Source organism: Pseudomonas protegens CHA0 (genome assembly GCF_000397205.1).
In the GTDB taxonomy this organism is placed as follows: Bacteria; Pseudomonadota; Gammaproteobacteria; order Pseudomonadales; family Pseudomonadaceae; genus Aquipseudomonas; species Aquipseudomonas protegens.
Map to the genome: position 1 here is coordinate 2,421,873 of NC_021237.1, position 22,948 is coordinate 2,444,820.

At 64.6% G+C, this 22,948-nt stretch carries 10 protein-coding genes (1 of these 10 running past the window's edge); 3 read left to right on the forward strand and 7 right to left on the reverse strand.

Features of this window, described 5'->3' with window-relative positions; all coding sequences use genetic code 11:
- The 3 genes from ofaC to PFLCHA0_RS10975 form a co-directional block, all read left to right on the forward strand.
- Window positions 1–12,455, forward strand: the 3' portion of a protein-coding gene (ofaC, locus tag PFLCHA0_RS10965) for an orfamide A non-ribosomal peptide synthetase OfaC (RefSeq protein ID WP_015634935.1). 2,251 nt of this gene lie to the left of the window's left edge; 12,455 of the gene's 14,706 nt are visible here — the last part of the coding sequence; the start codon falls outside the window, past its left edge; its stop codon occupies window positions 12,453–12,455.
- A gap of 150 nt (window positions 12,456–12,605) precedes the next feature.
- Window positions 12,606–13,757, forward strand: coding sequence for a macrolide transporter subunit MacA (gene macA / locus PFLCHA0_RS10970; protein ID WP_011060449.1), 1,152 nt, complete (start codon window positions 12,606–12,608; stop codon window positions 13,755–13,757).
- 2 nt (window positions 13,758–13,759) lie between these two features.
- Window positions 13,760–15,718, forward strand: a complete 1,959-nt coding sequence (locus PFLCHA0_RS10975) for a MacB family efflux pump subunit (protein WP_011060450.1) — start codon at window positions 13,760–13,762, stop codon at window positions 15,716–15,718.
- 60 nt (window positions 15,719–15,778) lie between these two features.
- On the opposite strand, the gene PFLCHA0_RS10980 is transcribed toward PFLCHA0_RS10975, so the two are convergent.
- The 7 genes from PFLCHA0_RS10980 to PFLCHA0_RS11010 form a co-directional block, all read right to left on the reverse strand.
- Window positions 15,779–16,567, reverse strand: coding sequence for a helix-turn-helix transcriptional regulator (locus PFLCHA0_RS10980; protein ID WP_041752100.1), 789 nt, complete (start codon window positions 16,565–16,567; stop codon window positions 15,779–15,781).
- 336 nt (window positions 16,568–16,903) lie between these two features.
- Complete coding sequence (locus tag PFLCHA0_RS10985; RefSeq protein WP_041117100.1) at window positions 16,904–17,629, reverse strand: GNAT family N-acetyltransferase; 726 nt, start codon at window positions 17,627–17,629, stop codon at window positions 16,904–16,906.
- A 48-nt stretch (window positions 17,630–17,677) separates the two neighbouring features.
- Complete coding sequence (locus PFLCHA0_RS10990; protein ID WP_051167105.1) at window positions 17,678–18,088, reverse strand: GtrA family protein; 411 nt, start codon at window positions 18,086–18,088, stop codon at window positions 17,678–17,680.
- A 57-nt stretch (window positions 18,089–18,145) separates the two neighbouring features.
- On the reverse strand, window positions 18,146–19,084 hold the full coding sequence (locus PFLCHA0_RS10995; protein ID WP_197731928.1) for a glycosyltransferase family 2 protein: 939 nt from the start codon (window positions 19,082–19,084) through the stop codon (window positions 18,146–18,148).
- Between the two features lie 39 nt (window positions 19,085–19,123).
- Window positions 19,124–20,338 (reverse strand): hypothetical protein, encoded by a 1,215-nt coding sequence (locus tag PFLCHA0_RS11000; protein WP_015634939.1) that lies wholly within the window; start codon window positions 20,336–20,338, stop codon window positions 19,124–19,126.
- A gap of 532 nt (window positions 20,339–20,870) precedes the next feature.
- On the reverse strand, window positions 20,871–21,284 hold the full coding sequence (locus PFLCHA0_RS11005) for a VOC family protein (RefSeq protein ID WP_041117105.1): 414 nt from the start codon (window positions 21,282–21,284) through the stop codon (window positions 20,871–20,873).
- A gap of 175 nt (window positions 21,285–21,459) precedes the next feature.
- Window positions 21,460–22,926 (reverse strand): GDL motif peptide-associated radical SAM/SPASM maturase, encoded by a 1,467-nt coding sequence (locus tag PFLCHA0_RS11010; RefSeq protein ID WP_015634941.1) that lies wholly within the window; start codon window positions 22,924–22,926, stop codon window positions 21,460–21,462.
- Between the last annotated feature and the right edge of the window lie 22 nt (window positions 22,927–22,948).

Genomic DNA, 22,948 nt, shown 5'->3' on the forward strand with positions numbered 1-22,948 from the left:
TGGCCGGCTTCGGTTTCGATGCCATGGCCTGGGAGGTCTGGCCGGCGCTGTGTGTGGGCGCGACCCTGCACCTGGCACCGGCCCAGGACGGCAGCGAGGACCTGGATGCGTTGCTCGCCTGGTGGCGTGCCCAGCCCCTGGACGTGAGCTTCCTGCCGACCCCGGTGGCCGAGTACACCTTCAGCCAGGAGCAGGGCCACCCGAGCCTGCGCACCCTGCTGATCGGCGGCGACCGCCTGCGCCAGTTCAGCCACGACCAGGGCTTTGCCCTGGTCAACAACTACGGCCCCACCGAAGCCACGGTGGTGGCCAGTTCCGGGCCGATCCACGCCGGTGGCGAGCTGGACATCGGTCGGCCGGTGGCCAACGCGCGCATTTACCTGCTGGATTCCCAGCAGCGCCCGGTGCCCATCGGCGTCGCCGGTGAGCTGTATGTGGGCGGCGCCGGGGTGGCCCGGGGGTACCTCAACCGCCCGCAATTGACCGCCGAACGCTTTCTCGACGATCCCTTCAGCGACCAGCCTGGGGCGCGCATGTACCGCAGCGGCGACCTGGCGCGCTGGCTGGCGGACGGGCGCATCGACTACCTGGGGCGCAACGACGATCAGGTGAAGATCCGCGGCGTGCGCATCGAGCTGGGGGAAATCGAGACCCGTCTTTGCCAGTTCCCCGGTATCCAGGAAGCGGTGCTGCTGGCCCGCGAGGATCAGCCGGGCAACCCGCGGCTGGTGGCCTATTTCACCCAGCAGCAGGATGTCGCCCTGGACGTGGCGCAGTTGCGCGCCCACCTGCTGGCGCAGTTGCCTGACTACATGGTGCCGGTGGCTTATGTACGGCTCGACGCCTTGCCCCTGACCGCCAACGGCAAGCTCGACCGCAAGGCCCTGCCGGCGCCGGATCAGGCGGCGCTGTTTGGCCGTGAATACCAGGCCCCGCAAGGCGCCACCGAAACCACCCTGGCCGCGATCTGGCAGGAGGTGCTGCACCTGCCGCGGGTCGGGCGCCAGGATCACTTTTTCGAGCTGGGCGGCCATTCGCTGCTGGCCATGCGCATGGTGTCCCAGGTACGCCAGCGCCTGGGGGTGGAACTGGCCCTGGGCGAGCTGTTCGCCAATGCCGAGCTGAGCGCGGTGGCCGCGGTGCTGGAGCGCGCCGGGCGCAGCCATCTGCCGGAGATCTTCCCGGCGGTGCAGGATCACGACCTGCCGCTGTCCTTCGCCCAGCAGCGCCTGTGGTTCCTGGCGCAGATGGACGGTGCCGCCAGCGCCTACAACATTCCCATCGGCCTGGGCCTGCGCGGGCAGCTCGATCGCTCGGCGCTGCGCCAGGCGCTGCAGGCCATCGTCAGCCGCCACGCTACCTTGCGCAGCCGTTTCGTGCGCGTCGAGGACCAGCCCCAGGTGCTGATCGGGCCCCTGGACAGCGCTCTGGACCTGCACGAGGAAGACCTGCGCCAGGCGCCGCTGACCCTGGCCGGGCGGGTGCGTGCCGAAGCCGCCCAGGCCTTCGACCTGGAGCAGGGGCCGGTGATCCGCGCGCGCCTGCTGGCCCTGGCGGACGATCACCATGTGCTGCTCCTGACCCTGCACCACATCGTTGCCGATGGTTGGTCCATGGGCGTGCTGACCCGGGAGCTGGTGGCCCTGTACGAGGCCTTCAGCCAGGGCCGGCCCGATCCCTTGGCGCCGCTGGCGGTGCAGTACAGCGACTTTGCCCTGTGGCAACGGCGCTGGCTCAGCGGCGAGGTGCTGCAGCAGCAGAGCGACTACTGGCGCCAGGCCCTGGCCGGCGCGCCCAGCCTGCTGATGCTGCCCACCGACCGGCCGCGGCCGCAGCAGCAGGATTTCAGCGGTGGCAGCATCGAGCTGCTGCTGGACCGGGCCCTGAGCGACCAGCTCAAGGCCCTGAGCCAGCGCCATGGCTGCACCCTCTACATGACCCTGCTGGCCGGCTGGGGGCTGCTGCTGAGCCGCCTTTCGGGGCAGGACGATCTGCTGATCGGCAGCCCGGTGGCCAACCGCATGCGCGCCGAGGTGGAAGGGCTGATCGGGCTCTTCGTCAACACCCTGGCCCTGCGCCTGGACCTGGACCCGGGGCAGAGCGTGAGCGGGCTGCTGGCCCAGGTCCGCGCCCGCAGCCTGGAGGCCCAGGGGCACCAGGACCTGCCGTTCGAGCAGGTGGTGGAAATCGTCCGGCCCCAGCGCAGCCTGTCCCACAGCCCGCTGTTCCAGGTGGTGCTGACCTGGGTCGACAACTTCGCCCAGGACCTGCAACTGGGGGACCTGAAACTCGAAGGTGTGGCCGGGGCCAGCGCGGTGGCCAAGTTCGACCTGACCCTGAGCCTGGGAGAAAGCCAGGGGCAGATCCGCGGAACCCTGGACTACGCCACCGCGCTGTTCGATGAGGCCACGGTGCAGCGCTATGCCGCCTACCTGGTGCAGGTGCTGCGGGCCATGGTGGCCGACGATCAGCAATGCCTGGCCCAGGTGCAGTGGCTGGATGAGACCGAGCGCCGGCAACTGCTGGAGGATTTCAACGCCAGTGCCGTGGACTACCTACGGGGCCGGACCCTGGCCCAGCGCTTCGAGGCCTTTGCCGCTCGGCAGCCCGAGTCCACGGCCCTGCAGATGGGCGCGCAGCGCCTGAGCTATGGTCAGTTGAATGCCCGGGCCAACCAACTGGCCTGGCACTTGCGGGAGCTGGGGGTGGGCCCGGATCAGCGGGTGGCGATCTGCGTCGAGCGCGGGCCGGGGATGGTGATCGGCCTGCTGGGGATTCTCAAGGCCGGTGGTGCCTATGTGCCCATCGACCCGGGTCACCCCGCGGAACGCATCGCCTACCTGCTGCAGGACAGCGCGCCGCTGGCGCTGCTGGTGCAGGGCAGCACCCGGGCCCTGGTGGGCCAACCGGCCATGGTTCGGGTGGACCTCGACCAGCCCGAGTGGCAGGCCCGCCCCGAGGGCAACCTTCAGGTGCCGGGCATGAGCTGCGCGCACCTGGCCTATGTGATCTACACCTCCGGTTCCACCGGCCTGCCCAAGGGCGTGATGGTGGAGCATGCCAGCCTGGAAAACCTGCTGGACTGGCATTGCCAGGCCTTCGACCTGGGGCCGGGGCGACATGCCTCCAGCGTCGCCGGTTTCGGCTTCGACGCCATGGCCTGGGAACTCTGGCCGACGCTGTGCGGCGGCGCCACCCTGCACCTGCCGCCGGCCGGTATCGGCCACCAGGACCTCGACCAACTGCTGCACTGGTGGCAGGCCCAGCCCCTGGACCTGAGCTTTTTGCCGACCCCGGTGGCCGAATACGCCTTCAGCCAGGGCCTGGGCCACCCGACCTTGCGCACCCTGCTGATCGGCGGCGACCGCCTGCGCCAGTTCAGCCAGGAGCCGAGCTTTGCCGTGGTCAACAACTACGGCCCCACCGAAACCACGGTGGTGGCCAGCTCCGGGCGGCTGCTGGCCGGCGGGCCCCTGGACATCGGCCGGCCCATCGCCAATGCACGGATCTACCTGCTGGACCCGCAGCAGCGGCCGGTGCCCATCGGCGTCGCCGGTGAGCTGTATGTGGGCGGCGCCGGGGTGGCCCGGGGTTACCTCAACCGCCCGGAGCTGACGGCCGAACGCTTTCTTGAAGACCCCTTCAGCACCGTGCCGGGCGCACGCATGTACCGCAGCGGCGACCTGGCGCGCTGGCGGGCGGACGGGCGCATCGACTACCTGGGGCGCAACGACGACCAGGTGAAGGTGCGTGGCGTGCGCATCGAGCTGGGGGAGATCGAGACCTGCCTCAACCGCCTTCCGGGCATCCGCGAGGCGGTGCTGCTGGCCCGGGAAGACCAGCCGGGGCAGACCCGGCTGGTGGCCTATTTCAGTGCAACCCCCGGCGCCGAGCCGAGCCCGGCCGAGCTGCGCAGGCGCCTGCTGGAGCAACTGCCGGAGTACATGGTGCCGGCGGCCTATGTGCACCTCGCTGCCTTGCCCCTGACCGCCAACGGCAAGCTCGACCGCCGGGCGTTGCCGCAACCGCCGCTGGAGGCGCTGCTGAGCCGGGACTATGTGGCCCCCGAGGGCGACAGCGAGATCGTCCTGGCGCAGATCTGGAGCGAGCTGCTGCAGGTCGAGCGGGTAGGGCGCCACGATCACTTCTTCGAACTGGGCGGCCATTCGCTGCTGGCCATGCGCATGCTGTCCCAGGTGCGGCAGCGCCTGGGGGTGGAGCTGGCCCTGGGCGAGCTGTTCGCCAATGCCGAACTGTGCGCCGTGGCCGCGGCCCTGGCCCGGGCCGAGCGCAGCAGCCTGCCGGACCTGCTGCCGGCGCCGCGCAACCAGCCGCTGGCGCTGTCCTTCGCCCAGCAGCGCCTGTGGTTCCTGGCGCAGATGGAAGGGGCCAACACCGCCTACAACATTCCCATCGGCCTGCGCCTGCGCGGGCCACTGGACGGCGCGGCCCTGCAGCAGGCCCTGGAGCGCATCGTCGCGCGCCATGAAACCCTGCGCAGCCGCTTTGCCCAGTACGGTGACGAAGCCCAGGTGCTGATCGCCCCGGCCGAATCCGGGCTGGAGCTGCTGCTGGAAAACCTGCGGGGCCACCCCCAGGCCAGCGACGCCTTGCAGGCCCTGGTGCAGGGCGAGGCCTCGGCGCCGTTCGACCTGCAACGCGGGCCGCTGATCCGCGGGCGCCTGGTCAGCCTGGCGGACGACCACCATGTGCTGTTGCTGACCCTGCACCATATCGTCAGCGACGGCTGGTCCATGGGCGTGCTGACCCGGGAACTGGTGGCGCTGTACCAGGCCTTCAGTCGTGGCCTGCCCGACCCCCTGGCGCCGCTGGCGGTGCAGTACAGCGACTTTGCCCACTGGCAGCGGCACTGGCTCAGTGGCGCGGTGCTGGAGCAGCAGGCGCAGTACTGGCGCCAGGCCCTGGAGGGGGCGCCGCCGTTGCTCATGCTGCCCACCGACCGGCCACGGCCGGCCCAGCAGGACTACGCCGGCAGCAGCGTCGAGGTGCGCCTGGATGCGCAATTGACCGCCGGCCTGCGAGCCCTGAGCCAGCGCCATGGCACCACCTTGTACATGACCCTGATGGGCGCCTGGGCGCTGCTGCTGGGGCGGCTCTCGGGGCAGGCCGAGGTGGTGATCGGCACCCCGGTGGCCAACCGCATGCGCGCCGAGGTGGAAGGGTTGATCGGGCTGTTCGTCAACACCCTGGCCCTGCGCCTGGACCTGGAGGCGGCGCCCCGGGTCCAGGCGCTGCTGGCCCAGGTCCGCGCCCGCACCCTGGAGGCCCAGGCTCACCAGCACCTGCCGTTCGAGCAGGTGGTGGAGATCCTGCGGCCGTTGCGCAGCCTGTCCCACAGCCCGCTGTTCCAGACCCTGTTCACCTGGCAGAACGGCGACGGCCCGCAGCTGGAGCTGGGGGACCTGCAACTGGAGGGCATCCACGAGGCCAGCCACTTCGCCAAGTTCGACCTGTCCCTGAGCCTGGGGGAGGTGCAGGACCGCATCGAAGGCAGCCTGGAATACGCCACGGCGCTGTTCGATGAAACCACCATGCTGCGGTATGCCGGCTACCTGCAGCGGGTGCTGCAGGCCATGGTGGCCGATGAACAGATGCTGCTGGCACAGGTGCCGCTGCTGGATGCCGCCGAGCGCGAACAGCTGCTGCACGGCTTCAATGCCACCGCCCGCGACTACCCCCTGGAACAGACCCTGCACGGGCTGTTCGAGACCCAGGTGCTGCGCAACCCCGAGGCCATCGCCGTGCAGGCCGGCGAGCAGCAGTTGAGCTACCGCGAGCTCAACCAGCAGGCCAACCAGCTGGCCGGGCACCTGCTGCACCTGGGCGTCGGCCCCGACAGCCGGGTGGCGATCTGCGTCGAGCGCGGGCTGCCCATGGTGGTGGGCCTGCTGGGCATCCTCAAGGCCGGCGGCGCCTACGTGCCCATCGACCCGGGCTACCCCGCCGAACGCATTGCCTACATGCTCGACGACAGCGCGCCCCAGGCGCTGCTGGCCGATAGCGCGACCCGGCCGCTGCTGGGCAACCTGGCGCTGCCCCTGGTGGATCTCGACCAGCCGCAATGGCACCGCCAGCCCCGGGTCAACCCGCGGCTCAACGGCCTGACCCCGAGCCACCTGGCCTATGTGATCTACACCTCCGGTTCCACCGGCCGGCCCAAGGGCGCGATGAACGAGCACCGGGCCGTGGTCAACCGCCTGCTGTGGATGCAGGAGCAGTACCGTCTCACTGCCGAGGACGCGGTATTGCAGAAGACCCCGTTCAGTTTCGACGTCTCGGTCTGGGAGTTCTTCTGGCCGTTGTTCACCGGCGCACGGCTGGTGATGGCGCGCCCCGATGGGCACAAGGACCCGGCCTACCTGCGCCAGGTGATCCGCGAGCAGGGCATCAGCACCTTGCACTTCGTGCCCTCGATGCTCGATGTATTCCTGGCCTATGGCGACACCCGCGAATGCGCCGGCCTGCGCCAGGTGATGTGCAGCGGCGAGGCGCTGCCGGGCAGCCTGGTGCGGCGCTTCAAGCAGCAGTTGCCGCAGGTGGCGCTGCACAACCTCTACGGCCCCACGGAAGCGGCGGTGGACGTCACCGCCTGGGATTGCGCCGGCCCGCTGGCACAGACCCCGGACAACACCCCCATCGGCAAGCCCATCGCCAATACCCGCATCTACCTGCTGGACGGGCAGATGCAGCCGGTGCCCCGGGGCGTGGTGGGCGAGCTGTACATCGGTGGGGTGCAGGTGGCCCGGGGTTACCTGAATCGCGAACAACTGAGCGCCGAACGCTTCCTCAAGGACCCGTTCAGCCAGGAACCGGGCGCGCGCCTGTACCGCACCGGCGACCTGGCCCGCTACCTGGCCGACGGCACTATCGAGTACCTGGGGCGCAACGACGACCAGGTGAAGATCCGCGGCCTGCGCATCGAGCTGGGGGAAATCCAGGCGCGCCTGACCCAGCTCGAAGGGGTCAAGGAAGCGGTGGTGCTGGCCCGGGAAGATGTGCCGGGCGACCAGCGCCTGGTGGCCTACTACACCACCGTTGCCGGGCAGCCGGCCCTGGCGGTGGAACAACTGCGCCGGGCGCTGCTGGAACACTTGCCGGAGTTCATGGTGCCGGCGCTGTTCATGCACCTGGCGGCGCTGCCCCTGAGCCCCAATGGCAAGCTGGAACGCAAGGCCCTGCCGGCCCCGGGGCTGGAGGCGGCCCAGGTGCGCGAATACGAGGCCCCGGTGGGCGACACCGAGATCCTCCTGGCGCAACTCTGGGCCGAACTGCTCAAGGTCGAGCGGGTGGGGCGCCACGACCACTTCTTCGAACTGGGCGGCCATTCGCTGCTGGCGGTGAGCCTGATCGGCCGCATGCGCCGGGCCGGGCTCTCGGCGGATGTGCGGGTGCTGTTCGGCCAGCCGACCCTGGCGGCCCTGGCCGCTGCCGTGGGCCGCGGTCGCGAGGTGCAGGTACCGGCCAACCTGATCTACCGCGACTGCCCGCGCATCACCCCGGACCTGCTACCGCTGCTGGCACTGGACCAGGCCGCCATCGACCGGGTGGTGGCCACGGTGCCCGGCGGTACCGCCAATGTGCAGGACATCTACCCGCTGGCGCCGTTGCAGGCCGGCATCCTGTTCCACCATCTGGCGGCTGGAGCGGGTGACCCCTACGTGTTGCAGGCGCAGTTCGCCTTTGCCAGCACCGAGCGCCTGCAGGCCTTCGCCCAGGCCTTGCAGGGGGTGATCGAACGCAATGACATCCTGCGCAGCGCGGTGCTCTGGGAAGGCCTGGCGCAGCCGCTGCAAGTGGTCTGGCGCCAGGCGCCGCTGTGCTGCGAAGAGATCGCCCTGGAGCCTGGCGACGGCGAGGTGCTGGGCCAGTTGCAGGCGCGCTTCGACAGCCGTCGCTACCGCCTGGACATCGCCCAGGCGCCGCTGCTGCGCCTGGTGCATGCCGCCGACCCGGTGAACCAGCGAGTGGTGGCCCTGCTGCTGTTCCATCACCTGGTGATGGACCACGTGGCCCTGGAGGTGCTGCAGCACGAACTGCAAGCCTTCCTCCTGGGCCAGCAGCAGCGCCTGGGGGAAGCGGTGCCGTACCGCAACTACGTGGCCCAGGCGCGCCTGGGCATCGGCGAGGCCGAGCATGAGGCGTTCTTCCGCCAGATGCTCGGCGATATCGACCAGCCGACCCTGCCGCTGGGCCTGCAGGAAGTACCGGGAGGCAGCGCCGAACTCAGCGAAGCGCGCCAGCCCCTGGACCGCCTGCTGAGCCGGCGCCTGCGCTTGCAGGCGCGGCAACTGGGGGTCAGTGCCGCAAGCCTGATGCACCTGGCCTGGGGCCGGGTGCTGGGCAGCCTGGCGGGGCAGCAGCAGGTAGTGTTCGGCACCGTGCTGCTGGGGCGGATGCAGGGCGGCGAGGGCGCCGAGCGGGCCCTGGGAGTGTTCATCAACACCTTGCCGCTGCGGGTCGATCTGGGCGAGTTGCCGGTGCGCGAGGCCCTGCTGGCCACCCATGAGCGGCTGGCGCAGCTGCTTGGCCACGAACAGGCGCCGCTGGCCCTGGTCCAGCGTTGCAGTGGGGTGGAGCCGGGTACACCGTTGTTCAGCAGCCTGCTCAACTACCGCCACAGTGCCCCGGCGGCAAACCAGGCGGGGCAGGCCGGCAGTGCCTGGGAGGGCATGCAGTTGCTCAATGCCCAGGAGCGCAGCAACTACCCGCTGACCCTGAGCATCGACGACCTGGGGGACGGCTTCATGCTCACCGCCGTGGCCGCCGGGATCGATGCCCGGCGCATCTGCGACTACCTGCACGGCACCCTGGAACAGCTGCTGCTGGCCCTGGAGCAGCAACCGGAACAGGCCATCGGCCAGGTGCCGGTGCTGCCGCAGGCCGAGCGCCGACAGGTACTGGAGGGCTTCAACGACACGGTGCGCGACTACCCGCGCGAGCAGGCCCTGCACCAGTGTTTCGAGGAGCAGGTGCTGGCCCGGCCGCAGCAGGTGGCGGCGGTGCAGGGCGCCGAACAGCTCAGCTACATCCAGCTCAACACCCGGGCCAACCAGCTGGCCCAGCATCTGCTGCAACTGGGGGTGCAGCCTGGGGATCACGTGGCGCTGCTGCTGCCGCGCTCCCTGGACCTGCTGGTGAGCCAACTGGCGGTGAGCAAGTGCGGCGCCGCCTATGTACCGCTGGACGTCAATGCCCCGGCCGAGCGCCTGGGGTTCATGCTGGCCGACAGCGGGGCGCCGGTGCTGCTCAGCCACAGCGAGCGGGTGCTGGAAGCCGCGGTGCAACGGGTCGACCTGGACCGCCTGCGCTTCGACCGGCTGGCCGGGCACAACCCGAACCTGGCGCTGTCGTCCGAGGCGGTGGCCTACGTCATGTACACCTCCGGTTCCACTGGAGCGCCCAAGGGCGTGCGGGTGCCGCACCGGGCCATCACCCGGCTGGTGATCAACAACGGCTATGCCGATTTCAACCCCGAGGACCGGGTGGCCTTCGCCTCCAACCCGGCCTTCGACGCCAGCACCCTGGAGGTCTGGGGGCCGCTGCTCAACGGTGGCCGGGTCGTGGTGGTGGACCACGCGACATTGCTGGACCCGCACGCCTTCGGCTCGCTGCTGGAACGCACCGGGGTCAGCCTGCTGTTCCTCACCACCAGCCTGTTCAACCAGTACGTGCAACTGGTTCCCCAGGCCTTCAAGGGGCTGCGCATGCTGCTCTGTGGCGGCGAACGGGCGGATGCCACGGCCTTCCGGCGGATCCAGGCCGAGCTGCCGCACTTGCGCCTGGTCAACGGCTACGGGCCCACCGAGACCACCACCTTTGCCGTGACCCATGAGCCCGGTGAGCTGGCGGCGGATGCCGACAGCGTGCCCATTGGCCGGCCGCTGTCCAACACCCGGGTGTACGTGCTCGATGCCCTGGGCCAGCCGCTGCCGGTGGGGGTGGTGGGGGAGCTGTACATCGGGGGTGATGGCGTGGCCCTGGGCTACCTCAACCGTCCGGACCTGTCGGCGCAGAAGTTCCTCATCGACCCGTTTCACCAGCAAACCCAGGGCACCGCTGCGCCGGCCCTGATGTACCGCACCGGCGACCTGGGCCGCTGGCTGGAAAATGGTCTTCTGGAATGCATCGGGCGCAATGACGAGCAAGTGAAGATCCGCGGCCTGCGCATCGAACCCGGGGAAATCCAGGCGCAGTTGGCCCGCTTCCCCGGCCTGCGGGACGGCGTGGTCGTGGTGCGTGAAGACAGCCCCGGGGACAAGCGCCTGGTGGCCTACTACACCCTGCACGAGCACACCCCGGCGCCGGACGCCGAGCAACTGCGCAGCCACCTGCAACAGCAGTTGCCGGACTACATGGTGCCCCTGGCCTATGTGCACTTGCAGGCCTTGCCCCTGACCCGCAACGGCAAGCTGGACCGCCGTGCGCTGCCGGCGCCCGGCAGCGCGGCCCAGCTCGCCCAGGCCTATGCCGCGCCCCAGGGCGCGCTGGAGCAGGCCCTGGCCGGGCATTGGGCGGCGGTGCTGAAGCTCGAGCAAGTAGGGCGCCACGACCACTTCTTCGAACAGGGCGGGCATTCGCTCTCGGCCATCCAGTTGCTCAACCGCCTGCAACAGGCGGCGTTCGACGTGACCCTGGCGGAGCTGTTCCAGCACGCCACGGTGGCGGCCATGGCGCGCCTGTTGAGCGAGCGCACGGCCGCGCCGCGCTCCACCGAGCTGATCCCGGTGCGCACCGGCGGCAGTGGCCCGGCGCTGTTCCTGGTCCATGAGTTCACCGGGCTGGACGTGTATTTCCCGGCCCTGGGCCAGCACCTGGAAGGCGATTTCCCGATCTACGGCCTGCCCGGCGTGGCGGTCGGCGAGCCGCAGTTGCGCACCCTGGAATGCCTGGCCACACGCTTGGTTGACGTGATGCGCAAGGCCCAGCCGCAGGGGCCATATCGCCTGGCCGGCTGGTCCTTCGGTGGGGTCCTGGCCTATGAGATCGCCCAGCAGTTGCTGGGCCTGGACCAGGAGGTGGAGTTCCTCGGCCTGATCGACAGCTACGTGCCGCGCCTGACCGACCAGGGCAAGGCTCGCTGGTCTGGCGAGCACGCGCACAAGCGCCACCTGCTGTTGCAGTGCCGCGCCTACTGGAGCGCCCAGGGCGCGGCCGGGGTGCAGCCCCTGGCGCACCTGGAACAACTGGAGGCGCTGCTGGAGCCACTGGACTTTGCCGACCTGCTGCAACGCTGCCGCGACCAGGGGCTGCTGTTCGAGCAACTGGCCACGGCGCCGCCGCAAGCGCTCGGCCATTACCTGGACCGCGAGGTCGCCCACGGCCATGCCCTGGCCCATTACCGGGTCCATCCCCTGGGCATGCCGGTGCATCTGTTCTGCGCCGCCGAACGGCCCACCGAGCTGTCCCGGCGCAGCCCGACCCTGGGCTGGGGCGAGATCCTGCCGGCGGGCGAACTGCACTGCATCAGCGTACCCGGGGACCACCTGAGCATGATGAAGGCGCCGCATATCCAGGCCCTGGGGCACGCCCTGGGCCAGGCCCTGGCGGCGGCCAGGGCCAAGGGCGCGGTGAGCGCTGCGCCGCACCAGCCCTTGCTGCGGATCCAGAGCGGGCGCCCCGGGCACACGCCGATCTTCTGCGTGCCCGGGGCCGGTGACAGCATCACCGGCTTTATCGGCCTGAGCGAGGCCCTGGGGGCCGAATGGCCGATCCTCGGCCTGCAGGCCCGGGGCCTGGACGGCTGCGGGGTGCCCCATGGCCAGGTCGAAGTGGCAGCCCGGCATTACCTGGAGGCCATCACCGCCGAGTACCCCGACGGGCCGCTGCACCTGATCGGCCATTCCTTCGGCGGCTGGGTGGCATTCGAGATGGCCGGGGCCCTGCAGGCCGCCGGTCGCGAAGTGGTGTCGCTGACCCTGATCGACAGTGAGGCCCCCGGAGGCAATGGCGCGCTAGGGCGGCCCTATACCACCACCGCGGCGCTGTGGCGCTTGATCGAATCCATGCAACTGGCTGCAGGCCAGGACATGGGCATCGACCCCGAGCGCTTCGCCGCCGAGGACGACGGCATGCAGATGCACCTGCTGCATGCCGGCATGGTACGGGTCGGGCTGTTGTCCCCGCGCGCCGACCCGCGGGCCATGCACGGCCCGGCGCGAACCTTCGCCAGCGCCCTGCGCACCCGCTACCAGCCTCGGCGCCCGTACCAGGGCAAGGTGCGCCTGGTGCTGGCGGATGACCCGAGCCTGGACGCCGCCGGCAACCGCCGGGAGCAGCAGGGGATGGTCCAGGGCTGGCGCCGGCAGGCTGCGCACCTGCAGGTGTGGTACGGCCCGGGCAACCACTTCAGCCTGCTCAAGGCGCCCAACGTCTACCACCTGGCGGCCTGGTGGCATGACGGCCTGGCGCTGCCCCAGGGGGAGGTCATGTCATAGGGCGCGGGGCAACACAGGCGCTGGCCCTGCCGGCGCCTGGACACCCGGTTTCATTCATCTGGAACACCGCTCACTACGGCAGCACGGTGTTCTGTAAGGGGGCTCGCCGCTGGCCGGTGCAGCCCGCCCTCAACGGACTTGTGGTCATCTATGGAAAAGTCGAAGTTTCGCAAAATCGGTATGGGGCTGTTGCTGGTGGTTGTGGCCGGGTTGATTTTCTATACGGTGCAGGCGCCGGCGGAGCCGCCGCAGTACCTGACCGCCAAGGTCGAACGGGGGGATATCGAGAACGCGGTCCTGGCCTCGGGCCTGCTCGAAGGCATCAAGCAGGTGGATGTCGGGGCCCAGGTCTCCGGGCAGTTGAAGTCGCTCAAGGTCAAGGTCGGGGACAAGGTGAAAAAGGGCCAGTGGCTGGCGGAAATCGACCCGCTGGTGCTGCAGAACACCCTGCGCCAGGCCCAGGTGGACGAGGAGAACCTGCAGGCCAAGCGCCGCGCCACTGCGGCCCAGCTCAAGGAAACCAAGGCCATCTACGAGCGCTACCGTGACTTGCAGTCCGACGCCTCGATTTCCCAGCAGGATTACGAGACCGCCGAATCCAACTACGAGGTGCAGCGGGCCAACCTGCTGTCCCTGGACGCGCAGATCAAGAGCGCGCACATCCAGATCGACACCGCCAAGGTCAACCTGGCCTACACCCGCATCGTCGCGCCGATCGATGGCGATGTGGTGGGGGTGGTGACCCAGGAAGGCCAGACGGTGATCGCCAACCAGCTGGCGCCGGTGCTGCTCAAACTGGCGGACCTGGACACCATGACCGTCAAGGCCCAGGTTTCGGAGGCCGATGTGATCCATATCGCCCCCGGCCAACAGGTGTACTTCACTATCCTCGGCGAGGCGGAAAAACGCTACTACGCCAAACTGCGGGGCACTGAGCCGGCGCCGCAGAACTTTCTCGAAACCCAGACCGCCGGCACCCCCAAGCAGAACACCGCGGTGTTCTACAACGCGCTGTTCGACGTGCCCAACCCGGACCATCGGCTGCGCATTTCCATGACTGCCCAGGTGCGCATCGTGCTGGATACCGCCAAGGACGTGCTGATGGTACCGGTGGCGGCCCTGGGCCCGCGCAATGCCGACGGCAGCTTCGCGGTGCGGGTGCTGGACGCCAAGGGCCATGCCCAGGCGCGCAACGTCAGCACCGGGATCAACAACAACGTCAAGGTGCAGATCAAGGACGGCCTGGCGGAGGGTGACCGGGTGGTGATCGGTGATCCGCTGCCCGGCACGGCAGGGGCCTGAGCATGAGCGAGCCCCTGCTGCACCTCACCGGCATCAGCCGCAGCTTCACCGCCGGGGATCGGGAGTTCCTGGCCCTCAAGCACATCGACCTGAGCATCCAGGCCGGGGAAATGGTGGCGATCACCGGGGCCTCGGGGTCGGGCAAGTCGACCCTGATGAACATCCTCGGCTGCCTGGACTACGCCACCGCCGGCAGCTACAAGGTCAACGGCCGGGAAACCCGCGACCTCGACGACCAGGCCCTGGCGGAACTGCGCCGCGACTACTTCGGCTTCATCTTCCAGCGCTACCACTTGCTGCCGCACCTGAGCGCCATGCACAACGTCGAGATGCCGGCGATCTACGCCGGTACCCCGCAAGTCAGGCGCCATGGCCGGGCCCGGGAACTGCTGGCGCGCCTGGGTTTGTCCGGGCACCTGGGCCACCGGCCCAGCCAGCTCTCCGGCGGCCAGCAGCAGCGAGTGAGCATCGCCCGGGCGCTGATGAACGGCGGCGAAGTGATACTCGCCGACGAACCCACCGGTGCCCTGGACACCGCCAGCGGCAAGGAGGTGATGAACATCCTCCAGGAACTGCACGGCCTGGGGCACACGGTGATCATCGTCACCCACGACCCCAAGGTGGCGGCCAACGCCCAGCGCATCATCGAAGTGCGCGACGGCGAGATCGTCAGCGACCGGGCCAACCCGCGCCCGGCGGACGAGGCGCCGAGCGAGCCACCGGTCAGCGTGCGGCCCGCCGGTGCGCGGCGCCTGGTGGCCAGCCTGGGGCTGTTCAAGGAGGCCTTCGTGATGGCCTGGGTGGCGCTGGTCTCGCACCGCATGCGCACCCTGCTGACCATGCTCGGGATCGTCATCGGCATCACCTCGGTGGTGTCCATCGTGGCCATCGGCGAGGGCGCCAAGCGCTACGTGCTCAAGGACATCCAGGCCATTGGCAGCAACACCATCGACATCTTCCCCGGGGCCAGTTTCGGCGACAGCCGGGCGGCGGCGATCCAGACCCTGATGCCCGCCGACGTGACGGCCCTGAACCAGCTGTACTACGTCGACAGTGCCACGCCCATGGTCGGCCGCAGCCTGTTGCTGCGCTACGGCAACATCGATCTCAACGCCACGGTCAACGGCGTCAGCCACCTGTACTTCCAGGTTCGCGACATCAAGCTGGCCAGCGGCATTTCCTTCAGCGAGAACGACGCGCGGCGCCAGGCCCAGGTGGTGGTGATCGACCACAACACCCGCAACCGCCTGTTCGGCCCGGATGTCGACCCGCTGGGGCAGGTGATCCTGGTGGGCAACCTGCCGTGCACGGTGATCGGCGTGACCCGGGAGAACAAGAACATGTTCGCCGCCAGCAACCTGCTGAACGTCTGGCTGCCCTACGAGACCGCCGCCGGGCGGGTGCTCGGCCAGCGCCACCTGGACAGCATCAGCGTGCGGATCAAGGACGGCCAGCCGAGCAAAGTGGTGGAGGAGCATGTGAAGAAGCTGATGGAGCAGCGCCACGGCACCAAGGATTTCTTCACCAACAACCTCGACAGCATCATGCAGACGGTGCAGCGCACCAGCCGCTCCCTGGCCCTGCTGCTGTCGCTGATCGCGGTGATTTCCCTGGTGGTGGGGGGAATCGGGGTGATGAACATCATGCTGGTGTCGGTCACCGAGCGGACCCGGGAGATCGGCATCCGCATGGCGGTGGGGGCCCGGCAGTCGGATATCCGCCAGCAGTTCCTGGTGGAGGCGGTGATGGTCTGCCTGATCGGCGGGGCCATCGGCATCAGCCTGTCGTTCGCCATCGGCTACCTGTTCACCCTGTTCATCAAGGAGTGGGAGATGGTGTTTTCCATGGGGTCGATCATTACCGCGTTCGCCTGTTCGACCCTGATCGGCATCGTCTTCGGCTTCGTTCCGGCGCGCAACGCCGCGCGCCTGGATCCCATCGAAGCCCTGGCCCGGGATTGACAGGCCGTAGACCGAACCGCCGGCGCTGGGGCCGGCGGGGGTTACAGGGCCAAGGCCGGATCAGGCCGTCGGGGTTTCGCTGCTGTGCGGCGCTTGTTCCTCGGGCGAGTACATCCAGCGCAGCAGCGAGTGCCGGCCACTGATGCCGAGCTTGATGGCGGCGCGCTTCAAGTAGCTTTCGACGGTATTGACCTTGAGCTTGAGCTGCTCGGCCAGCTGCGGCGCGGTGCGCCCGGCCAGCAGCCCGACACAGACCTCCAGCTCGCGGTTGGACAGGCGCAGCCCGGACTGTTCCAGGCGCGCGGCAAAGCGCAGGCGCAGGCTTGCCAGGCCCTCGATGGCGGCACTGTCCTGCTCGGCGGCATCGCCCCGGGGCTGCAGGGCGCTGATGTGTTTTTCCACCATGGGCAGCAGCAACGGCGAGATGTCCTCCAGCAGCAGGCGTTCCTGGGGGGAAAAGCTCTGGTCCTGGCTGCTGCGGTACACCGAGAGCACGTAGTGGTAGGAGTCCTTGCGCCCGGTCAGGTGCAGTTGTGCCGGGTCCGCGTGGCCGCGCTGGCGTTGCAGCGACGGGCCCGGGGCCGGTTCGCCGGGTTGTTCGGGAAAGCCGGTGAGCAGCAGCGGGTCATTGCTGGCATGGGCATCGCTGTACAGAGGGTGGCGGGTCTGCATCAGGGTGTTGCCGGTTCTGCCGACGGCCTGTTCCGGGTCGGCCCGCAGTTGGGTGATATGGGTGGCGTCCACAGCCAGCTGGGTGAGTATCAGGTCGTGCAGCATGCGCGGAAAGTTGCGGCTGCCGGTGCTGGCGATGACCTTACCAATGTGTGGAAACAGTATTTGTGAGTTCATCATTTCATCCATGAATGTGAAGGTGTGGAGGGGGGCTGCCTTATAGCAACGAGTTTGGGTCAGGGTTGATTTACCTCCTGTTTGCTCTGGGCGACAAAGGGTCGCCTCGTATCCTAGTACAAGGTTTTGTTGGTCGTTTGGTGAAAATGGTCAAATAGTCGATTTTTCAAGCATCGACTTTGCTTTTTTGAGGGGCTGGTTAAAGAAGGATCGCACCATCAATCGCTGTAGAGGGGGAGCAGCTTGAAATCGGTCTGGACCACAATACATCGATGGTCTCATTCCTCTGGTCCTAGCTGGGCCAATGAGGCTGATAGTGTTCTGCTCATCACATTCTCAGGCGCTAGTACTGGGTTTTTTCCAGAAGTGATAAAAAGGTTCGATCTTCTGAATCTGAAATTCGCATTTCTGGTAAAGCCCACATGCGGACAGGTTGTTCTTTTGGGTAACAACCTGACATTGCTTGAAACCTCGGTCCTGGAACCATTGTTGAGCGTGTCTGACCAGCGTTTGACCATGTCCTTGTCCGCGAACTGATGAATCAACGGCGAGTAGCCCTATGTCTGCAATGCCGTTCTTTGTGCCGGCGGTCAACATCGCCACTATTTTAGTGTTACTGCGTATCACAAATACCTCGAGAGCGATTTCCTTGGCTGCTGACCTTCTGGCCCAGATGCTGTAGAGCTCATGGAATTTTTCCAGGTCGATATTAGGGTCAACTGAAAACCTTGAGTACTCGCCGCTTTGAACAGCGAGGTCGATCAACTCTTCAACTTTCATTGATGGATGGTAGGTTTCCACCAGTGACGAATATCTCTTGCCCTTGGTGGTGGCGAGGTTGGTGATGAACGTAGCCTTAAGATCTACTAGACTGCCTTTCATGGGGAGTGAGTCCAGCTCACTCAGCTCTTTTTCTGATTGCCAGTAAACTAAGCTGGCACCTAGTTTTAGCGCCTTGCTTAACTGCTCTTGCAGATGGGCCTTCGAAAGTGTGGGGTTGCTGATTCGATAGACTGGGGTCTGAAAAAAATCGGTGTCCCACTCAAGCTTTTCTATATCCATTGCTCTCTCGATGTTTAAGTTAATTGCTGTTTTACAAAGAGATAAGTATTAAGAGTTTAAGGGGGTGACAGGGTTTTCCCTGAACACGTAGTACTTGCATGCGAGAAAACTGTACGCCGCTAATAATATTATGGCCGATGCTTGGACTATTTCATGTGGGTAGTGGAGTTGGTCGAAAAATACATACAGTAATATCAGGTTTATCACATAGCCTGATACATGCATTTGTATGTAGCGAAATGGTGCGCCAGCTCGCCCGCTTTTTTTGAAAGTCCAACGGTAGTTGACAGAATAGCTGTAGGTGGCTCCTGCCAGATACATAAGCGTCATAGACAATTTTTCTCCGCAACCGGCATACACGATCAGTAAGTAACCAGCGTAAGCCAAGGCATTGCTGGTTACGCCAATAATTCCGTAGCGAATCAGCTGAATGATGGTATGGGTAGGGATAGTGTTCACTATGGCATTCTATTTGGCTTTGGAGTTGAAGGGGTAGTGGAACTGCCAGTATTCAGACTAGAAGGTTTTTCGTCCGACGATATAAAGCGGACGCTTTTTAGTCTCGTCGAATGTCTTGCCTATATATATGCCGACTACGCCCTGAATGGAGATGACAATTCCGCCAATGAAGAAAATAGATACCATGAGGCTGGTCCAACCTTGTACTACCGTGCCATGAAAGTAGGTGGTGATCATAAGGTAGATACCATAGATGAATGAAAGTGAGGCCATTGTAAAGCCGAGCTTTACTGCAAGCCTAAGTGGTTTGTCCGAATAGGCGATAATGGTATCCATGGCCAGACTCCAAAGTTTGGAGAAAGTGTAAGTGCTTTTGCCGTGGCCACGTTCGCAGTGCTCGACATCAATGCCGGTGCTGGTAAAGCCCATCCAGTGGACCAAGGCGCCAAAAAAACGCAACTGTTCACGCATTTGGCACAGATTGTCAGTAACTTGGCGGGAAATTATTCGAAAGTTACCGCTATTCCCGTCATACTCAAAGTCGGCAAGATAACTGAACGTCTTGTAAAAAAACCACGAGCCTAGGCGCTTTATTGCAGAGTCTTTTCTTAAACCTCGTAGAGCCAGGACAATGTCGTACCCTTCCTGTGCCTTGGCATATAACCGGGGAATTTCTTCAGGACGATCCTGTAGGTCGCAGTCCATGACCACAACCCAATCTCCTCGGGAACTATCGAGACCCGCAGTGATGCCGTAATGCTGGCCGAAGTTCCGGCTTAGCTGAATTCCCCGCACTCTTGGATCGACCTTTGCCAACTGTTTTATTAAATCCCAGGAGCGATCGCCGCCGCAGTCCTCAATCAACAGGATTTCAAAATTTGGTGTGATCTCTTCCAGCGATGTTTTCAATCGCGCATAAAGCTCCATCAGCGAATTTTCAGCCTTGTAAACAGGTACGACGACAGAAATGTGAGGTTTTTCTTTTGGATTTTCCACTGTGCTTATCATTTATAGGTTTAAAGGGGAGTTCGGGATTTACCAGAATTTTTGATAGCGAAAACAGAGCTCTAGGAAGTAGTAGAGTGCTCCGAATGCAGTGTGTGCGAAAAACAAGATGACGCAACGTTTATATTTTTTTACGTTGCTTATTGTTGTTGTAAAAGCTTCTTTGTTTTTTAGCAGGAATGCTGCAGAGAAAAGGAAAGTCAAGTATAGGCCAATCTGACCGCTCCACCAAAAATTTCCGGCATACATCCGGTAGCCACTTTCAGAAAAGAAGTAAGTCAAAATTAACCCCATCAAGAGACAGAGCGATGCGAGAAGCAGTGCCTTGTCTTTGATGAACTCTTTAGGGTAGTAGCAGAGTACAAGAAGTGGGAATGCGATAGATAGAATCAGCTTGATGAATAAGTATTTTGAGTAGTGGGCCATGCTTTCAAAAGGAAGAAATAAAACGTGGCTTTCCTCATTTGCGGTTTCTATTGAAAGGCTTTGGTAGAAGTAGGTGTGCAGAAACTGAAGACTGAGCACGAATACTGTCGGCAGGAAAAAAGCCCAGTAAATATATGCGCTTTTCAGGCTGCTTTTCAGTTGCTGGGTTGCGATGAGAAATAAAATCAGTGCTGGCAAAATGATAATAAGGAAATTTGGCTTTGATATTCCGCAGAAAAAAATTGAAATTGCCAGTAGCGTGCCTCTTGAGAGTGTGTTGCCTGAGGTTTCGGTGAAAGATTTTAATGTGTAGCAAAAAGCGATGAGGGCTAGTGGCTTGAGCAGGAGCATTGTTGGACTATGATAAATCGTAAGCCCCACATAGCCAAAATAGAAATGATGGTCAAATACCGCAAGGATCTGGAGGGGGCTGGCCACTAGTAAACATACTGACACAAGCGTGGCTGTTTTAGCTGAGGTGTACCGGCTGAGGACTTTATAGTTTAAGATCGCCAGCAGGTAAATGGCGGAAACTATGATGATGGTGGAGGCTATGGCGTAATTGACACTTAGAATATTTTTAGTGAGGATCGTGAGTAGATGGTATAGCGGGTGCGGCAGCATGAGAGTGCCGTTATCTTCCATGTCGCTCGCCCATTTCAGGTGTGCAACATAGTCGCCGCCAATTGTTGAGAGCTTATATATAAGGGGGGTGAAGGTGATGAAAGTAAATGCAAGTAGTATGAAGTAGGCGCGAGTGTGGTGTTGGCGGTTTTTATCTGGTGCTGGATATGTTTCGCTTATGTTGTCGTCTGTCATTCGCTCTCGCCTATTTTATTCTGGTTTTTACAGGAATCTATTCTTGGAGTGGTTTTGGTGTTCTATTTAATCTTGCCGGAATGAGTTGGTCTTTGGGTTGGTCTATGTTTTTTGCATATGTTTAAGTGATAAAGTAATTCTGGGTCGCACTGAGTCAATGGTTTATTGACGACGATGATGTTTTGATTTTCGTGTTCAGAATCTGTTCCTGTTTTACTTTCTGTTTTAGGTTCAAGAGCATCGTCCTGCTGCCGGACCTTATAGGCCCAAGTCCCCGTCAAGCTAAGGGGCGAGAGGTAAATTTGGCGGCGAGTATACCCTCAGTCCCTCTAGGGAGTCCTCTATTGTTGGCCCACGAGTGCTGTTTTCGGAGCGAAACAGCAAACTGATCTGGTCTTCGTCCTCATTGGTCGCAGGAATATCCGCTTCCGACAATTGGTTTGGCTGCTACCTCCGCAACGGATTGACCTCCCCGGGAAGCCACCCAGAACTTCCTGGAGGAGGGCAATGTTGGTAGTCAGGTGGGCCAGGGTTACTGGCGCTTCTCGCAATTGACCATCCATGGCACACCAAAGCGGTCCACCAGCATGCCGAAGCGCTCGGCCCAGAAGGTGGCTTCCAGGGGCATCTGCACGTTGCCCTGTTCGGCCAGGGCGGCGAATACCCGTTCGGCTTCGGCGGCGTTGTCGATGTTCAGCGAGATCGAACAGCCGTGGATGCCCAGGTAGGGCAGCTCAGGGGTGGTGTCCGAGCCCATCAGCACCTGGTCGCCGACGCTCAGGCGGGTGTGCATGATGCGTTCGTGACAGTCGGCAGAGATGTGATCACGGGCCGGGCTTTCACCGAAGGTCATCATCATTTCCAGGGTGCCGTTCAGGCATTGGGCATAGAAGGTGAAGGCGGCCTTGCAGGTGCCGTTGAACACCAGGTAGGGGTTGATTTTCATGCTGTGCTCCGGTCGCAGGTAACGGGCAGGCACGCGGGCCTGTGGACGAACTTCCATAGCAAAGCCGCTATCGGCCCTGCGCGGAGGTTTTTTTATAGATGGTTTTTCCATGCTCGCCCGTGGCGATATAACCGTCGCCGCGCCATTGGGGGCGCGGCGGCGGTGCGGGCGGGGGTTACAGGCGCGGCTGCTCCTGGGGCGTGCCGAGCAACTGGTGCAGGGTGTTGATCAGCGCCTGCTGGCGCAGCCGGTCTTGCTGGTGCCGGGCTTCGGCGGCGGCGACATCGGCGTTGCAGTGCGGGCAGGTGCTTTCATGGGCGTGGATGTACTCCAGGCAATTGCGACACAGGGCCAGGCGCGGCGGGATGCGGCCTTCCTCGGGCGACGCCTGGCCCTGGTTGACCCAGGCCAGCTTGATCACCTGGCCGCTGTCGTTGACGCTCGATACCGCCTCGCCGGTGTCGATGCGTTCGGTGATCAGGTCGAAACGGCCCACCGAGAACGACGCCGGGCCGGCGTCTTCGAGCTTGACGATGCGTTCGCGCAGGCCCTTTTTCGCCAGGTCCAGGGTCCGGTAGTGGCAGTAGGGATTGTTCCCCGGCTTGCCCAGCAGCGAGTGCGAGGTCCAGGTGCACCCGCCGCGGCAGACATCGTTGTAGTAACAGGTGCGGCAGTAGCCCCACAGGTCGTCCACCGAGCGCAGGCGGCCGAAGTGGATGCCTTCGCTGTAGTGCCAGATGTCGTGCAGGCTCATGCTGCGCACGTTGCCACCGGAGAAACCCACGGTGGCCAGGGACGGGCAGCCCTTGACCGTGCCGTCGGCCTCCAGGGCCAGGACCGTCTGCCCGGCGGCGCATCCGCTCCAGTGCACGCGATCGTCGCCGAAGCCGCGCCACATGTGCTCGTAGGGGCCGTAGTAGCCGATGTTGTTGCCCACATTCATCAGCAGCCCGCGCTCGGCGCCTTCGCGGTACAGGCGCGCCAGCAGCGGCATCACCTCCAGCAACTGGTAGGGCTGCAGCAGCAGCTCGGGGTGATCCACCGCATTGCCCATGGCCACGGTCAGCTGGATCTGCCAGTGGCTGGCGCCGGCATCGATGATCAGCTCCATCAGGGCCGGCAGGTCGGGCAGGGTGGCGGCGCCGATCTGCGTGTTGACGCTGACCTTGAGCCCGGCCTGCTTGGCCCGGCGCAGGGTATCCAGGGCCTTGTCGAAGGAGCCGGGGACATTGCGCACCGCGTCATGCAGCGGCGCCAGGCCATCTAGAGAGACGCCGACGCCATTGAGCCCGGCATCCACCGCGGCCTGCATCTTGGCCGGGGTCAGGTTGCGCCCGCCGGTCTGGATCGCCACGTACATGCCGTGGTCGTGGATGGCCTGGATCAGCCGCGTCCAGTCCTTGCGCAGATAGGCTTCGCCACCGATCAGGGTGACTTCCCGGGTGCCCAGGGCGGCGATCGAATCTATCACCGACAGGCATTCCTGGGTATTGAGTTCGCCCGGGCGCCGATGCCCGGCGCGGGAGCCGCAATGCAGGCACTTGAGGTCGCAGGCGAGGGTGATTTCCCAGACCACATGCACCGGGACAAAGCGCTTGAGGTCGGTTTCGCTGAGGTAGCGGGCGGGGAGACGGTCTGACATGAGAGTTCCTTGCGCACCCGGC

Excerpts from the sequence above, each read along its gene's own strand:
- macA (WP_011060449.1), top strand. The coding sequence starts at position 12,606 with ATGGAAAAGTCGAAGTTTCGCAAAATCGGTATGGGGCTGTTGCTGGTG.
- PFLCHA0_RS10975 (WP_011060450.1), top strand. The coding sequence starts at position 13,760 with ATGAGCGAGCCCCTGCTGCACCTCACCGGCATCAGCCGCAGCTTCACC.
- PFLCHA0_RS10980 (WP_041752100.1), bottom strand. The coding sequence starts at position 16,567 with ATGAACTCACAAATACTGTTTCCACACATTGGTAAGGTCATCGCCAGC.
- PFLCHA0_RS10985 (WP_041117100.1), bottom strand. The coding sequence starts at position 17,629 with ATGGATATAGAAAAGCTTGAGTGGGACACCGATTTTTTTCAGACCCCA.
- PFLCHA0_RS11000 (WP_015634939.1), bottom strand. The coding sequence starts at position 20,338 with ATGACAGACGACAACATAAGCGAAACATATCCAGCACCAGATAAAAAC.
- PFLCHA0_RS11005 (WP_041117105.1), bottom strand. The coding sequence starts at position 21,284 with ATGAAAATCAACCCCTACCTGGTGTTCAACGGCACCTGCAAGGCCGCC.
- PFLCHA0_RS11010 (WP_015634941.1), bottom strand. The coding sequence starts at position 22,926 with ATGTCAGACCGTCTCCCCGCCCGCTACCTCAGCGAAACCGACCTCAAG.